Origin of the sequence: Companilactobacillus farciminis KCTC 3681 = DSM 20184 (assembly GCF_002706745.1) — a bacterium.
Lineage (GTDB): Bacteria > Bacillota > Bacilli > Lactobacillales > Lactobacillaceae > Companilactobacillus > Companilactobacillus farciminis.
This window is the reverse complement of sequence record NZ_CP017702.1, coordinates 164,259-180,513: the sequence shown is the minus strand read 5'-3', so window position 1 is coordinate 180,513 and position 16,255 is coordinate 164,259. Positions and strand designations below refer to the sequence as shown.

Sequence of the window (16,255 nt, the reverse complement as noted above, 5' to 3'; positions counted from 1 at the left end):
GAGAAACCTCCCTGAATTTATTTATTTTTCTTGTATAATTCTTTGGATATGAATTAAAAAGTAGAGCAGTTCATTATCATTCAAATTGATATCCAGTCTTCTTTGAATCTTGTCGCAAATTTCACTGGCAATCTGATAAGATTTTGGATATAACTTTTGAAAGTCCGATTCGATATCACGATTCAAAATTCTCTTATCTTGTTCGTGCGTCTGAATTCTTGCAACTAAATATTGTAGATGAATCATCAGACGGTCAAAATAGTTCTGATTAGTGATATTTCTGGTAATTCCGTATTCTTTAAAAACTGACTTAACAATTTTATTAACGTTATCACCGAAATCGGCTTGTTCTACTTTCTCCTTTTCCTCAGAGTTTTCACTCCCATGAGCATTGATAAAATGTAACGCAATCGCTTGTGCCGCATCTTTTGGAAAACGAACATTCAAATCATGATTGATCATCTCGATAGCTTTGTCCGCAATCTCATACTCAGTAGGATATTTGTCACGTATGTCAGGTGCGGTACTCTTTTGATACTTTCCTGCCATGATGTGCTTGTAAGTTTGTGCAATGTGGTCTGTTAACGTTACGTAGATGTAATCCATGACTGGGTAGTGGTAGGTTTGCTTAGCCATTTCAATGATTGAAAAGCTTGTCATCGTGATATCGATCGGTACGTCCTTGAGCAAGGTACCAAAACGATGCTTTGCTTCTTTTGTGTTTAGATAAAAGATCCGTTCAACTCTAGTTGGCGAAATATCATCTCCGTGACGCTTTTGAAAGCCAACGCCTTTACCTTGAACAATTGCCTGATCAGAATTATCCACGTCTACAAGAACCGTATTATTGTTATAAACTCGATTCACTACTAACAAAGCCATCCATTCATCCCCCTTCTTTTCGAAAAAAAAGACCATGACCCCCACCCAAATAAAGTGAGGTTCATGGTCATGCCTAATTTAATAGTAACAATCCACGTGTTATTTAACTTACGACGTAAGTATAACTTCTATTTTTAAATTTGTAAACGCTTTAATCAGAAAAATTGTTCTAAAATTTCATAATTAAATTATTACCGGTCTACTTTTCAATCAAAAAAGTCATTGCTCTAGTCCATTGATTCTATGTAAGAAAATGATTTTTTTCAGAAACCTAGATTAAAATACAATTAATTTAATAAAAAAAATTTTTTCGTCGAGAATAAAGCGCTTAACTTATTGTTAGACAACCAGTTTAAACATTTGAGATTTTAGGAATATTAAATTTATTCTAATTATTACTACCAGTTTTATGAAAAATGCTTTAAACTATTACTAAGCTCGTATTTGAAAGGAGTTCTTTAACGTATGTCGAAATCTACACAAGCTATCGAATCTAAAGCATTTTATATTAACCCTAATCGATCAGTTGCCGTTGTTAATTACAATGAGGAGTATATCCAAGATATTGTTCAATTAGTCAACAGCCAAGGTTTCCACAACTTAGTTGACCTATATTTAAAGGAAAGCCAACTAGCTGTGACAAATAAAGTCGAAGGCCTAGCCGCTGATACTTACATCAATATTCTCAAGGCAATTTTGGTCGACGATAAACCCGCATATGAAAAGTATGGCAATGAACAGATCTTAAAGAGTATTGAAGATTTCTATTCATATTACCGTTCATATTTTAGAGTTTCTCTAATCAACAAACATGACAGTGCCATCGTCAAAAGTAATTTCATGAATATCGATAACCGTTTCAATGAAGTTGTTATCAGCTTATACCGTGCTATCGAGGAAAAACTTCAAGGATTTGCCAACCGTACTTACCGTCAAATCAATGCGGGTACTAATGCCTGTGTACTAACCCAATCAATCAAATGGGACACTCCTAAAAAGTACCAACCACTTGAAAGCATTCGTTTCTTGGACACAATTATGTTACGTCCACCAATGATGATGCACACTAAGAGTAACAAACGTGAAGGTGTCTTCAGTGCCGTTCCAACTAACCCTATCGAAAAATTCGATGGTACTCAAAACGACTGGTACTGCTTCCCTGCTAAAATTGGTGAAAGCTTAGCCTTCATTTACTTCCACCGTGACTACTTTGTCAGTGGTATTGCTTTGGCCAACTTGTTTGAAGTTGCTGATAAGGAAAGTATCGAAGGTAAGAAACCTGACGAAATCATCCTCTTTGGTCTCAAAGAAACAGAAGGCGACGTCAGCCACTACTATCACGACGAAGAAAATGATATCTGGGTCGGTGAAGTTCCTTACAACGATAAGACAACTTACTTCGGTTACATGAAGAAAATGTGCCTAACAGTTCACAATTTACACATGATTTATGAAAACCGTCTTCCAATCCATGGTTCAATGGTCAACATCAGCTTCTCAAATGGTAAGACTAAATCAGTTGTCTTCTTCGGTGATTCTGGTGCCGGAAAGTCAGAATCAATCGAAGCCTTGCAAGAAGTTGCGGATGACAAGATCATTAATATTGAAACCATCTTCGATGATATGGGTAGTTTTGCTTTCGATGATGAAGGAAATATTTACGCTCAAGGTACAGAAACTGGTGCCTTCGTTCGTTTGGATGATTTGAGTAGTTCTGTTGCCTTCAACAATATGGACCGTGGTATCTACTTGAACCCAGAATTGAAGAATGCTCGTGTTATCTTGCCTGCTAATACTTACAAGCGTGTCATCGAACATCATTCAATCGATATGTGGGTTTATGCTAACAACTACGATTCAGAGATTGGTTTGCATCAATTCCCTAACGAAGAAGAAGCCAAAGCAACATTCATCGCCGGTAAGCGTAAAGCTCTAGGTACAACTGATGAAGTTGGTATGACTACTACTTTCTTCGCTAACCCATTTGGACCCGTTCAAGAAGAAGAAAAAACTCGTCCAGTTATCGATAAAGTCTTCAACAAATTATATAAAGACAATGTTTACGTTGGTGAAATTTATACTCACTTGGGCTATGACAAGTCTAAAGATAGTTTGAATGAATCAGCTAAAGAATTATTGTCAGAATTAATGAATAATTAGTAATAAAAAAAACGTTACTCCTAATCGAGTAGCGTTTTTATTTGTATTTACGATTAATTTCATTAGTTAATTTAGTTAATTCTTGTGCCAATTGTGTATCCGACTTTTTCACAGTAGGATTATTCAATTGGTACTTTTTAGTATCTGGCTTTTTAACCCAGAAATTATACTTGGCACCATCCATCGCAAAGGAATTCTTAATAGTAAAACCACTTTGCTTCAAAGCTGAATTGTATTCTAACGGTTCATCCAAATGTATTGGCATCAACCCAGTTATAATTTCTGAGCCGATACTAGGCAACGGAAATTCATCGTGTTTGATCAACATCTTATGATCGAAATCTTTTGGCTTGCTCATATTGGCATACCAACGGTCAAACGATACTACTCCACCATTTAGAGCTACAAAGTAGTCCTTATTTTGAAGGGCTTTATCACCGCTAAGAACTTTGTCAATGTGAATGGTTGCCTTCGTATAAGCCATATTCTTAGGACTTTGCATCTTTTCTAAATTGACAACAGTTCCTTTAATTAAGGCTTGATTGTGATTTTTCAACTGATTCAAAGTCGTCCCTACATAAGTCGATTCGCCTTTTAGTCCGTCACTTTCAATCACATCAGCGTCCGCAATTTCTTTTTTCCAAGCTTGTTTATTCTTTTCTAATAATTGAACTTGTTTCGATTGTCTAGATTGGTCCTTTTGCATTGACTTCACACTACACGCGGATAACGGTAGTATAACGCCTAATGCTACCAAAATAAGTAGTATTTTTTTCATCGGTCATCCCCTCGTCTCAATTATCGCATGTCTGAGATAACCGTTGTACCTCAATTATTTCATATTAATCATTAGCTTTTTCATGAAAAAAGTATCAAATACTAACTACGTGATAACTAAAACCTAAACTATTTAAAAATTTCTTCAAATCATCCATTCCAATAAACATCGTTTTGGTATTGTCATTTGGATGAAAGGTCAACGGAATATCGCTAACAATGTCTTTTTCAAAATAAACTTGAACATCCTTTTGAGTATTATTCAATAAACCAAAAATGGATACGAATCCAGGTTTCAAGCCTAATTTTTCCATCAAAAGATTTTCAGATGCAAACTTCAAATGCTTCTCACCAATAATCTCCCCAAATTGCTTCATATCTAATCTTTTATCGTCATCCATAAAGACTAAATAATAACGCCGTTTCTTATTGTCCGTCAAAAAAAGCGACTTAGTCCTAATTCCAACTTTGCCCTCGATATATTTATCAGCTTCTTCCATCGTATAAACTGGTGGATGCTCAACCATATCATAGGAAATATTTAACTCATCTAATTTTGATTTCACTTGTTCATAAGGTGTCATGTTTTGCCTTCTTGTAGTCATTTACTTTTATTCTAACAAAGGTCATTGCTAGACAGTGCTATTTATTATTAATTACATGTAAACAAAAAACATCTATTCAGATTTCTGGTCATAGAAAACAGACTCATTATATCTGAATAGATGCTATTAATCTTTATGTTAAAAAACACTATCTAGTCCGGAATAGCAAAGCAAATTGGCTCAAATGTGAAATTTCTCTTGGCAATTTATTGCCTAGTGAAAGGTCGAGCTTGAAGACTTTGCCCGAACTTGGGCTTAGCAAAGGCTCCAAGTCGTGCCCACATTGTTCCAGCCAAATTTGCTTTGCTATGGAGGACGGCATCTTAGAACAAGGCTAGGACAAACCAAATTCCTGTCAAAACACTGACTTTGATCTTATCTGATTGAGGTACTTCTAAGAACTTCCAATTCAATAATGCCAAAGTTCCAAAACCAAGTACTCCGGCGATTCCGTTGACCCAAACATTAGTCTTTTTAGCAATCAAGTAGATGATAGTGATCAACACAGCCTCGATGGCTAAACCAATTGCCAAATTGATTACTAATTTCACTTTGTAATTGTCGTTGTTTCTCAATAAGAGAGTAAACAACCAGTAACCAATTGCAAAACTAACAACTGCACCAATTACATATAGCAATAACTTCAACCACTTACCCATTTGTGGCATTTGTGAAACGTTTGGATCTGAAACAATCATTTCAATAACTGTCATTAGGATACTGATTAAAATAATCCCTAGTACTGACAATTTATCTAACTTGTATAATTTTTTCATATTTTCCCCTATTCTTCTTTCAACAATCCAACTAATTCTGACTTAGCTGCCTTATTAGAAGGAATAAATCCGAATATTAAACCAACTGCTGTCGATACCGCTAACGACAAGATAATTGCATAAGGCGTTATAACGGCTTTAAATGGTAAGAAGGTGTTAATGATACTTACAAAAATATAACCGAAGATAATTCCAATAATTCCACCAATTATACAAAGAACGACACTTTCAATTAGGAATTGGTTACGGATATCGCCTGATGTAGCACCGAAAGCACGTCTGATTCCAATTTCTTTTCGGCGTTCTGAAACCGTTATGTACATTACGTTCATAACCCCAATACCAGCAATCAACAATGAAATTCCAGCAATAAAGGCGATGAAGTAAGTAATATCATTGAGAATCTTAGTAAATTGCTTACTGATTTGATCAGGATTTGAAACTGAATACGTACCAGTCTTCTTCTGTTCACCAATCTTCTTCATTAATTTAGTAGCTCTTTTACCGACTTGTTTTTTATTAGCATCAGAAGTGACGTACAATTTTGCCTGATCCTTAGAGATTTGGTTCGCAAATAATTGTTTGAAAGTCGTTTTAGAAACATAGGCATCTGGTCGATAATCCATCGTTCCCACACGATAAATCCCTTGGACTACAAAGACTGTTCCATCGATAGTAATTAAACGATTAAGAGCATTCTTCTTAAACAATTTATGAGCTAAATATTCAGAAATATAAACGCCACTGGAATCACCGTCTAGTGGCAAATACGTTCCTTTGACTAATTTCAAATGTTTAGGCTGTTTGTTCAAGCCGATACTGACATTCTTAGTCTTGTACTGAACTTTGGCACCAGCTTCAACAACGCTACTGGCTAGTTTGACGTGATCAATGCCTTTAACGCTACTTAGAGCTGAAGCATCGTTCTTAGTAAAACCACCGTCAGTATCGTAGACAGACTTAGATTCCCACTGCAAAGTAACCTTATTTTTTACGTTGTGGCTACCCATCCCTTTAGTAACCGTATGCGTGAAACCATCACCGATCGCCAAGATACAAATAACACTAGCGATACCAATGATAATTCCAAGCATTGTCAAAAAGTTACGGTTTTTATTTTTAGTAATCGATTTGAGTGCGATTGAAATTTTATCAGTCATGATTCTTCACACTCTTTTCATCGTTATATAGTCGACCATCACGAATATAAACAGTACGCATGGCATGTTCAGCTACTTCGCTATCGTGAGTAACCATGATGATTGTCGTTCCATCTTGGTTCAATTTTTCAAAGATATCCATAATCTCTTTACTAGTCTTTGAATCCAAGGCCCCAGTTGGTTCGTCAGCGATAACTAATTTGGGCTGGTTAACAATGGCTCGAGCAATTGCGACTCTTTGTTGCTGTCCACCAGAGAGCTCCGTTGGTAAATTCTTTTCTTTACCTTTTAGGCCAACTTTTTCAATCACTGATTCAATCAACTGGTGCTTGTTGTTTTGAACTTTTTTACTATAAATTAATGGCACTTCGATATTTTCATAAACTGTATACGTTGAAAGCAACTTGAAATTTTGAAAGACAAATCCCAATTGATCACCACGAATTTGTGATAATTCATTGTCGTTTACAGTTTGATAGTTCTTATTTCCTAGCAAATATTCACCAGTATAACTTTGGTCAAGCAATCCTAAGATATTGATCAAAGTTGACTTACCAGATCCAGAAGGGCCCATGATAGCCAAAAATTCACCATCTTTAACTTCCAGATTGATATTTTGCAAAGCAGTGAATTCGCCGTAAGTCTTACCTATATCAGTAACTTTTAGCATTTTTTCACCGCCTTATTTCAAAACTATCTTGTCGCCAGCTTTTAGGCCGTCGATTATGTAGTAATCTTGGTCTTTCTTCTTAATAGTGACGTGTTTTTTGTGCTTCTTGCCGTTCTTTAGGACTTTAACAGTATTTCTTTCCCAAAGTGCATTCTTAGGAATCTTGTAGCCGTCAGCTTCAGTTTTGATTTGGACGTGCATTCCATAAGATAATTTAGAATCGGTCGCAACTCTAAAGTGGTAGTAAGAAACATTGCGAGTGCTATAAGGAATAGCATCTTTTTGTTGGAAGTTACCTGAAATCTTTTTGCCATCATTCTTAATTACAGTGACATTTTGACCTAGTTTGATCTTACTCAAGCTGTATTCATTTACATTCCCTTGAATCACAGGTGAACCGTAAATATAAGCTCTGCCAGAATCATCCTTATAGTAAGTTCCACTAATAGGCGCTATAACGGTTCTGTTTTGAGCCTTGCTGATTTTGTTCAACTTAGCTTGAGCTAATGCCAAAGCTTCTTGATTCTTGCTCAATTCAATTTTGTCAGCAGTAGCTTTATCTGATGAATTGTAATCTTGGATAGCTAATTGTGCTTGTTGAATTTCACTATTAGCACTAGCCAAGTCACTGCTCATATCACGATAAAATGTAAACAAGACTTGTCCCTTAGTAACTTTTTGACCGTTGATCACTCTTGTAGAAGCCAATGTTTCATCTTCTGACTTAGGTTGGTCGCTAACAGCTTGTTTATCAGTTTCTTGAACAATTCCGTTAAAATAATTGCTATTGTCAGTACGAACGGTATAAGTTTTTTCAGCCGTATCTGTACTATTACTATTATTCATTCCCTTTCCCATAACTAAAAAGAGGATAATAGCCACTAAAACAACATTAATACCCCAAATGGCGATTTTGATTTTCTTCATAATGATCTCCCTAATTTGCTTTTAAAAACAGCATAACAATCATTAAACTAGCCAAGTTTTACTATGATGTCAACGTCTGTCGCAAAAAAAATAGAGCATTTCTGCTCTATAATTTAATGAATTATTATTAGAATTTAACTGCGGCAACGTGGTTAGCGTTTACAGTTTCTTTCATTTTTTATAAAAATAATTTTATGCCAATTCGGCAACTTTTTTATCGGTAGCCTTACTCTTGTCTAACTTTTTTAAGCCAATACCAGTGAATCCACTAAGGATAGAAAGGATTGGTGACAAAAGACTGAAGAAACAGAATGGCAAGAATGACAATGTTGGTACGCCTAAAGTATTAGCAACGAAGGCTCCGGCAACACCCCAAGGAATCAAGTAGTTGATTACAGTACCACCATCTTCAAGCACACGACTCAAAGCTAAGTTATCAAGACCACGTTTGTTGAAAGTTTCTTTGAAAGCTTTACCAGGAAGAATAACTGATAAGTATTGTTCACCGACGAAGATATTAACTCCAATACCGGAAAGAATTGTAGCAGTAACGACAGCACCATTTGATTGAAGCTTTTCAGCTAGAGGCTTCATAGCAGTTTGAATAACGTCAAACTTCATTAATAAGCCACCTAAGGAAAGAGTTAAGAAAATCAATGAAACTGTACCCATCATGGAACTAATACCACCACGGGTCAATAAAGCATCAACACTAGCATTACCAGTTTTTGAAACGAATCCATTTTCGATAAATCCAGCAACGCTTTTAACTTGAGTATTAGGATTTTCAATAAAGATCATTCCGACTGTCACGGTAATGTTCAATAGCAATGTTGCAACAGCTGGAACCTTCATGATTGAACATACAAACAATAGTGCAATTGGTAGAATGGCCCACCAAGAAATGAAGAAATGGCTATTTAAAACATTCAATGTCGTATCGATTTTACCAAGATTATCAGTAGAACCGGCATTACCTAAAATAGTGTAAAGAACTAATGAGATCAAGAATGCGGGAATTGTGGTCCACATCAAGTTCTTAATGTGAGCGAACAAATCATCTTCGGCAATAGCTGATGCCAAGTTAGTTGAATCTGAAAGTGGTGAAGTCTTATCACCAAAGATAGCTCCAGAAATGATAGCCCCAGCAACTAAAGCAGGATTCATTCCCAATGTTTGACCCATTCCGAATAGTGCAATTCCGATAGTTGAAACGATGGTAAAAGCACTACCGATAGAAGTACCAATCAAAGCACAAACGACGAAAACTGATGGTACGAACCATTGAGCGGAAATCATATGGAAGCCGGCAACCATCATTGATGGAATAATTCCAGCAGCAATCCAAGTACCGATCAACGAACCAATTAAAATAAAAATGAAAATGGGAATAATACCGTTACGAACCCCATCAGAGATTCCGTCAAAAATTTCATCCCAACTGCTGCCACGAATTTTTGACCATAAGATCAATAATCCAATGACTACTAAAACTGGCGTTTGAGGTGACAAACCAAATTTGATAACACCCAAACCTAAAATAACTAACATAACTACTAAGATAGAGATTGCTTCTCTAAAACTGACTGTCTTTTTACTCTTATTCATCCTAATTCCTCCAATTATTTCTATCTAATCCGACAAAACTAATATCGAGGATTACCACCACAAGTATGCATCATTTTCTCACCCTTTGTATAAAAAAAGTCCCTGCTGCAATTATGCAACAGGGACGATTTACCGTGGTACCACCCAGCTTGAGAATAGTCTAAATAAACTATTGCTCCACTCTTGAGAATAACGGCTCTCTTATTCCGCTTGGAAAACCAAGTCATGTCTGGTATTTCATAACTACACCCTGACCGGTTCGCATCAACCACCGGCTTTCTTACACCCAGATGCATTACTAATTGATTCAGACACTTATATGTGTTTATTTGATTGACATAAACAATAACAGGCTTAAATTACTCTGTCAACCTTAATTATTTTTTTATGCCATTTTATGATCAATATACTTGGACAACAATGACAAAGCATAGCAGACGACAAAGTACATCAAAGCCATGGCCACAAAGACTGGAATGATGTAATTAGGGTCTTGTCCATAAACGACTTGCCCATGTTGCATCAATTCTGGCACAACGATGATAGTTGCCAAAGAAGTATCCTTGATCAGTGAGATAAATTGACTAACCAAAGCCGGAATCATCTTTTTGTAAGCTTGTGGTAAAACGACATGCCACATTGCTTGAGTAAAAGTCATTCCCATCGCTCTGGAAGCTTCCATTTGGCCGATATTGACCGCCATAATACCAGAACGAATGATTTCAGCAATCATCATTGATTCAAAGACTGTCATCGCTAAAATTGCGGCTGGAATCGTATCTGGTTTGAACCCAAAGGCCGGCAAGCCAAAGTAAACAAAGAAGATAATCAATAGCAGTGGCAAATTACGAATAACATCAATTATGAAACCAATAATCTTTGATAAATAAGGAACCTTACTGTAACGGACAATCCCCAAAACTGAACCGAAAATAAAACTTAAGACCACCGATATAACGGAGATCAAAATCGTTACCGACAAGCCTTGGAGAAGAAATCTAATATTTATCCATGAATAAGCATTTATCCAATTTTGCATAATCTACCCCTCCTAAGCTAATTTTCTTTCTAGATGTTGCATATAATAACTGATTGGCAAAGTAATAATTAAGTAGAACAAGCCAACGATTATATACGTATTAACAGTTTCAAAGGTTTGTGAAGCTATCGCATTACCTTGATACATCAAATCAAATCCAGCCACGAAAGCTAGAACTGATGAGTTTTTAACTAAGTTAACGAATTGGTTACCTAATGGTGGAATGACATACTTAAAAGCTTGAGGCAAAACGATATAACGCATAGCTTGCCAGAAAGTCATCCCTTGTGAACGAGCAGCTTCCATTTGGCCAATGTCAACTGAATTGATCCCGGCACGGACTGTTTCAGCAATAAAAGCTGACGTATAAATCGTCAAGCCAATCGTTCCTGCGGTGAAACCATTGATCTTAACAATATACAAAGGAATTACTAAATAGAAAAACATCGTTATAACCAATAAAGGAATGTTACGGAAAATTTCGACATAGACATTTCCAATAATTCGCAAGAACTTGTTGGGAACGACTTCCAAAATGGCAAACAACGAACCGATGATCAAACTAAAAAACAATGCTAAGACACTGGATAACAGAGTCCAACCAAACCCACTAATAAAGGCATGCCAGTTGCTAGATAATAAATTTATCATTTGCGTAACACCTCCTTATAGTTAAATCCAGGAACATCACCAAACCACTTAACAATCAATTTGTTGTAAGTTCCATCTTGTTGTACTTCTTTCAAAGCTTTATTGACGGCTTTTCTAAAGTCATCTTGGCCCTTATTGATACCAATACCATATGGTTCAGTCGTAAAGGCCTTACCTTGTAATTTATAGCCTGGATTGTTGACTGCCATACCAGCTAAAATTACGTTATCAGTCGTTAAAGCATCGCCTTGACCTGATTTCAAAGCTGTTAGTGCTTGAGCATAATCCGGCAATTGAAGCACTTGAGCTTTTGGAGCAAATTTTTTAACATTTTCAACAGAGTTTGAACCAACTACCCCAATGATAGTTTTATTGTTCAAATCTTCGACCTTCTTCACTGATGAATCATCTTTGACCAACAATGACTGTCCAGCGTCAAAATATGAATTAGAGAAGTTAATCGTCTTCTGACGTTCTGGCGTTATGGTCATTGTAGCGATGATAGCGTCGATATTACCGTTTTTCAATAGTGGAATACGTGACTGCGATGTAACGGTAACAAATTTAGCCTTAGCATCTTTTCCAATCATTTTCTTAGTTAGAGCCGTTGCTAAATCAATTTCAAATCCTTTTTCTTTACCATCCTTAACGTCGATCAAGCCTAACAATTTAGTATCAGCTTTGACACCCCACGTTATTGTCTTACTCTGCTTATCATTTTCGAGCACATTTTGAGAAGACAACGGTTTTGATCCACAGGCTGACAACGTGAGCAAGAGTAGCAAAGAAGTAATCATCAACATCAAATATTTCAGTCGTTTCATAATACTACCCCCTAATGTTTAATAATTTTACTCAAGAATTGTCTAGCACGTTCATTATCAGGATGATTGTAAAATTTATCCGTAGCTTCATCTTCTAGAATTTGACCTTGGTCCATGAAAATAACTCGATTAGCTACTTCTTGAGCAAATCCCATTTCGTGAGTAACGATTAGAGAAGTCATGTCGCCTTGATTAGTAACGTATTTGATAACGTTCAAAACATCATCGATCATTTCTGGATCAAGCGCACTAGTTGGTTCGTCGAAGAGCATGCAACGAGGTTTCATCGCCAAAGATCTAGCAATCGCCACACGTTGCTTTTGCCCACCAGAGATTTGTGAAGGCATGTTGTGAGCTTTGTCAGCCAAACCAACTTGGTCTAACAAATTCATCGCTTGTTTCTTATTCTCTTCTTCGTCTAATTTCAAAACGATTCTTGGAGCTAACATAATATTTTCTAAGACATCTTTATTGGCATACAAGTTAAAGTGTTGGAAAACCATACCGACATCTTTTCTGATCAAGTTGATATCAGTTGCTTTGTCGGCTATGTCATGACCATTGACGATCAGTTGACCTTCTTGTATCGTCTCTAGACCATTAACCGTTCTAGCTAAAGTACTTTTTCCAGAACCAGAGGGCCCGATTAAAACTACCGTTTCCCCCTTGTCAATTTTCAAGTTGATATCTTTTAGGGCATGGAAATCACCATAATATTTCTGTACGTCGCGGAATTCGATCATTGACATATTTAATTCTCCCTTCTTCATTAACAAAAATTTAATTTAATTTTTTTTATTAAGAAAATTCTAATATTTTTCCGGAGATTTAGCAACAAAAAGTTATTTTTATGAGATAAATGTTCGGTTTCAAGTCCAAATAAAAATTACTTATAAAATCTATAATACGGGCATTATGACAGTCTTGGTTAGTCCTTGAACCCCTCAAAAAAATTTTTTCGAACAATCAAAAAAATCCACATTTTTTTAATAAACGTGGATTTTTATTTACGAAACTTGTTGAGGATTTCGAATAATTATTAAGGGGGGAGTGCTTCTCTTCCGAGAAGCTGAGCACGAAAGGTAAATACCCGTCGTGCTCAGTTCCTCGGAAAGGAACTGTAAAACTTATTTTAGAACGATCTTCTTGTAAAGATATCTCGTTAAGAAGTAGTAGCCAAGATACAAGACAATGAAGATAGCGAAAGGAATTTCAATGTGCATGTATGGTTGATAAAGAATCTTGACGAATAATTGTAGACCAATTAAAACGTGGATGATTCCTAAGATTGCCGGTACTGAGAACAAGACAGCAATTTCTTTATTGATGCTTGCACGTAATGTCTTAGGTTTAGTACCAATCTTATAAAGCATGTTATAACGTTTAACATCACTGTTAGCACCAGACAAGATCTTGAACATCAAGCAACTTGCTAACATAGCTAGAAAGGCGATTCCTAAGAAGAAGCCCATGAATTCTAATCCTGAGAAGAAACCATTGATGATAGTGTAAGCAGCAAGTTTATCGCCGCCAGCCTTCTTCAAGATTGGATAACGTTTATTTTCGGCCTTAGAAATGGCTTTGATTTCAGGTAAATTATCTTTGAATGAATTAGTTTTAACTAGCACAGTCGTAGTTACGGGACTATTGATAGCATCGTATTCTTGATCACTGATGAATTTAGCTTCCATAGTTCTTGTTTGAGGCAATCTCGTATTCATCAATTCATACTTGGCATTAGTATTGTTGGCCAAATCAGATGATTTTTTGAGACTAGATTTCATAGTGTTGATATCGATTTTTGAGTAACCGATTGGTTGTTTCTTAAATTCACTAGCACGATAGTAAACGTTCTTACCATCAGTTTTGTAATTGTAAGTGACTTTTTCATCAATATCTAAATTCTTTACACGTTTATTTTGAGCTGTATCTGGATTAGTTAGTTGTACGTCATAGTAGTTTTGGCCATTTACAACGTTGTCGATTTGATTGTTGAAACCAAGTCCAACCGTAATAGCACCTAGAGCTAAAGCAAACATGATAGAAACCATTGAAAGAATCTTTGTGTAATCATTGATTCGGAAACTCAATTGTGAAAGTGTGAAGTTATTCAAACCTTTTTGAGAGAATTTCGTATTCTTCTTCAACATAACGATCAAAGTTGTGACAAAGGCATTGATTGTGAAATATGAACCACCAACGATTGTTACTAAAGCGACCGGAATACCTAGATAGATGGCTCCAGGATTATTACCTGAGAAGTACATTGTGAAATAACCAATAGCTAACAAAATTAAACCTAGAACAGCTTGAATAGCTTTTAAAACGCCGTTACGTTTAATTTTGACTGGTTGACTGTCACGGTTCAATAACGTTAAAACTTTAGTTCTACGTAAGGAAATTGAATTTCTCAAAGCTGAGAAAATAAAGATCACGATGAAGAAGACAAATGTCCAAATTAAAGCTGGTAGATAAAAACTGCTGAAATGCTTAACTTGCATATCTAACATACTGATCAACCAACGGCTGACAAAACTAGTTGCTACGATACCAATCAAAGTACCGATAATAGTTGAAATGGCACCGATAGCGAATGTTTCAACGAAAATCATTTTAGAAATTTTACTACTCTTCGCACCGAGCATCATAAACATCCCATACTCTTTTTGGCGCATGCTCAACAGAAAGGTGTTGGCGTAATTAATGTAGACGATAGTAATAATTGCTAGAAGAACAATCCCGAAAGCGAAGATGAAACTAGTTGCAGCAGCTGGGGAATTTGAACTCAAGAACGCTTTGTTTGTCGCTAATGACATAAACATATAAAAGATGGCTGAAGCAATCATCAAACCTGAAAACAGAACACTGTAATCACGTAGACGGTGCTTGATACCACTTAAAGCTAATTTGTTTAACATATTTTCCTCCCCTATTCTGCAAATGTTCCTAATGAATCTAAGATTTCTTGATAATATTCAGCTCTACTTGAGTCTTCTTTCTTCAATTCTTGACCGATTTCACCATCTTTGATGAAAAGAATTCGATCACAGAAACTAGCTGAAAATGGATCATGAGTTACTAGTAAAATTGAAACTTTATCTTCACGGTTGATTTTAGTTAAAGTATCCATCAAGGCACGAGCACTCTTGGAATCCAAAGCACCCGTTGGTTCATCCCCAAAGACGATTGATGGTTCATGAACCAAAGCACGAGCAGCCGCAACACGTTGTTTTTGACCACCAGACAATTCAGTTGGATAGTGGTTTAAAATCTCTGTTAAACCTAATTTTTCAGCAATACTTGAAACTGCTGGCTTGATTGTCTTAGCTGGTTTATTTTGTAACGCTAATGGCAAAGCAATATTTTCATAAGCTGTTAAATTTTCTAGTAAGTTAAAGTCTTGGAAGATAAATCCAATTTTATTAGCACGAAAGTCTGCCATTTGATTGTTATTTAATTTAGTAATATCTTGACCAGCAATTTGAACTTTTCCACTAGTAGGGGTATCTAATGTAGATAGAATATTCAATAAAGTAGTTTTACCTGAACCTGAAGCACCCATAATTCCAACGAATTCGCCGGGTTTTACTTCAAAATTAACGTCTGACAAGGCTTTAAATTGTTTCTCTCCAGCCTTTCCATAAATCTTTTCAATATTTTGTACTTCGACGATTTTTTGCATTTTTTACTTCCCTCCATTTGATATATCTATCATAATAGTTAATGTCATTTTGGTCGTGCGATTCTCCTTACATCTTCTTACACTTTTGTAAGTCTGGATTAAAGCGATATAATATTGACGATATATTAAAAATATCCTTTCTGAAATTAGTGTGTAGGATGCCGTCCTCCATAGCAAAGAAAATTTGGCTGGAGAATGTGTGCACGACTTGGAGCCTTTGCTAAGACCAAAACCGGGCAAAGTCTTCAAGCTCGACCTTTCACTAGGCAATAAATTGCCAAGAGAAATTTCACGGCTGAGCCAATTTTCTTTGCTATTCCGGACTAGATAGTGGTTCTATTATTTTTCTCTTAATTATTGAAATAAGGAATAGGAGACGTTATCTAGTCTGGAGCACAAGTTCTGTGATGGCTCAGCCGCCAAATTTTTTGTTAGTGCTTTAGCACTTACAAAAAGGCCTAGTTTTGAGATTTTGCGTCTTTGGGTCCATGCAA

The 16,255-nt window shown here is 36.1% G+C and carries 15 protein-coding genes; 1 reads left to right on the top strand and 14 read right to left on the bottom strand.

Annotated elements, in window-relative coordinates:
• Positions 1-21: 21 nt before the first annotated feature.
• Complete coding sequence (locus LF20184_RS00855) at positions 22-918, bottom strand: PRD domain-containing protein (protein WP_010018967.1); 897 nt, start codon at positions 916-918, stop codon at positions 22-24.
• A gap of 429 nt (positions 919-1,347) precedes the next feature.
• Here LF20184_RS00855 and LF20184_RS00850 point away from each other — a divergent pair, with 429 nt between their 5' ends.
• Positions 1,348-3,042: a phosphoenolpyruvate carboxykinase (ATP) gene (locus tag LF20184_RS00850; protein WP_010018968.1), complete on the top strand. Its 1,695-nt coding sequence runs from the start codon at positions 1,348-1,350 to the stop codon at positions 3,040-3,042.
• Between the two features lie 37 nt (positions 3,043-3,079).
• Here the strand turns inward: LF20184_RS00850 and LF20184_RS00845 are convergent, their stop codons facing one another.
• The 13 genes from LF20184_RS00845 to LF20184_RS00785 all read right to left on the bottom strand — a co-directional run bounded on the left by LF20184_RS00845 (position 3,080) and on the right by LF20184_RS00785 (position 15,761).
• Entirely contained in the window at positions 3,080-3,820 is a 741-nt protein-coding gene (locus LF20184_RS00845) for a hypothetical protein (protein ID WP_133278268.1), read from the bottom strand.
• A gap of 94 nt (positions 3,821-3,914) precedes the next feature.
• Positions 3,915-4,403, bottom strand: a complete 489-nt coding sequence (locus LF20184_RS00840) for a prolyl-tRNA synthetase associated domain-containing protein (protein WP_010018970.1) — start codon at positions 4,401-4,403, stop codon at positions 3,915-3,917.
• Between the two features lie 344 nt (positions 4,404-4,747).
• On the bottom strand, positions 4,748-5,200 hold the full coding sequence (locus LF20184_RS00835) for a hypothetical protein (RefSeq protein ID WP_010018972.1): 453 nt from the start codon (positions 5,198-5,200) through the stop codon (positions 4,748-4,750).
• A gap of 8 nt (positions 5,201-5,208) precedes the next feature.
• The gene (locus LF20184_RS00830; protein ID WP_010018973.1) at positions 5,209-6,360 is read right to left on the bottom strand and encodes an ABC transporter permease; all 1,152 of its coding nucleotides are present in this window, start codon (positions 6,358-6,360) and stop codon (positions 5,209-5,211) included.
• Positions 6,353-7,030, bottom strand: coding sequence for an ABC transporter ATP-binding protein (locus LF20184_RS00825; protein WP_010018975.1), 678 nt, complete (start codon positions 7,028-7,030; stop codon positions 6,353-6,355). Before LF20184_RS00825 ends, LF20184_RS00830 begins: the two co-directional genes overlap by 8 nt.
• 12 nt (positions 7,031-7,042) lie before the next feature.
• Positions 7,043-7,957 (bottom strand): efflux RND transporter periplasmic adaptor subunit, encoded by a 915-nt coding sequence (locus LF20184_RS00820; RefSeq protein WP_010018976.1) that lies wholly within the window; start codon positions 7,955-7,957, stop codon positions 7,043-7,045.
• A 192-nt stretch (positions 7,958-8,149) separates the two neighbouring features.
• Entirely contained in the window at positions 8,150-9,565 is a 1,416-nt protein-coding gene (gene nhaC, locus LF20184_RS00815; protein ID WP_010018977.1) for a Na+/H+ antiporter NhaC, read from the bottom strand.
• Between the two features lie 385 nt (positions 9,566-9,950).
• Entirely contained in the window at positions 9,951-10,604 is a 654-nt protein-coding gene (locus LF20184_RS00810; RefSeq protein ID WP_010018978.1) for an amino acid ABC transporter permease, read from the bottom strand.
• Between the two features lie 12 nt (positions 10,605-10,616).
• A complete protein-coding gene (locus tag LF20184_RS00805; protein ID WP_010018979.1) occupies positions 10,617-11,255 on the bottom strand; it encodes an amino acid ABC transporter permease in 639 nt (212 codons plus the stop codon).
• Positions 11,252-12,079, bottom strand: a complete 828-nt coding sequence (locus LF20184_RS00800) for a glutamate ABC transporter substrate-binding protein (protein WP_010018981.1) — start codon at positions 12,077-12,079, stop codon at positions 11,252-11,254. The genes LF20184_RS00805 and LF20184_RS00800 overlap by 4 nt, the downstream gene beginning before the upstream one ends.
• A gap of 11 nt (positions 12,080-12,090) precedes the next feature.
• Positions 12,091-12,828, bottom strand: coding sequence for an amino acid ABC transporter ATP-binding protein (locus tag LF20184_RS00795; RefSeq protein WP_029606465.1), 738 nt, complete (start codon positions 12,826-12,828; stop codon positions 12,091-12,093).
• 378 nt (positions 12,829-13,206) lie between these two features.
• On the bottom strand, positions 13,207-14,997 hold the full coding sequence (locus tag LF20184_RS00790) for an FtsX-like permease family protein (protein ID WP_010018983.1): 1,791 nt from the start codon (positions 14,995-14,997) through the stop codon (positions 13,207-13,209).
• Between the two features lie 11 nt (positions 14,998-15,008).
• Entirely contained in the window at positions 15,009-15,761 is a 753-nt protein-coding gene (locus LF20184_RS00785) for an ABC transporter ATP-binding protein (protein WP_010018984.1), read from the bottom strand.
• Positions 15,762-16,255 lie beyond the last annotated feature (494 nt).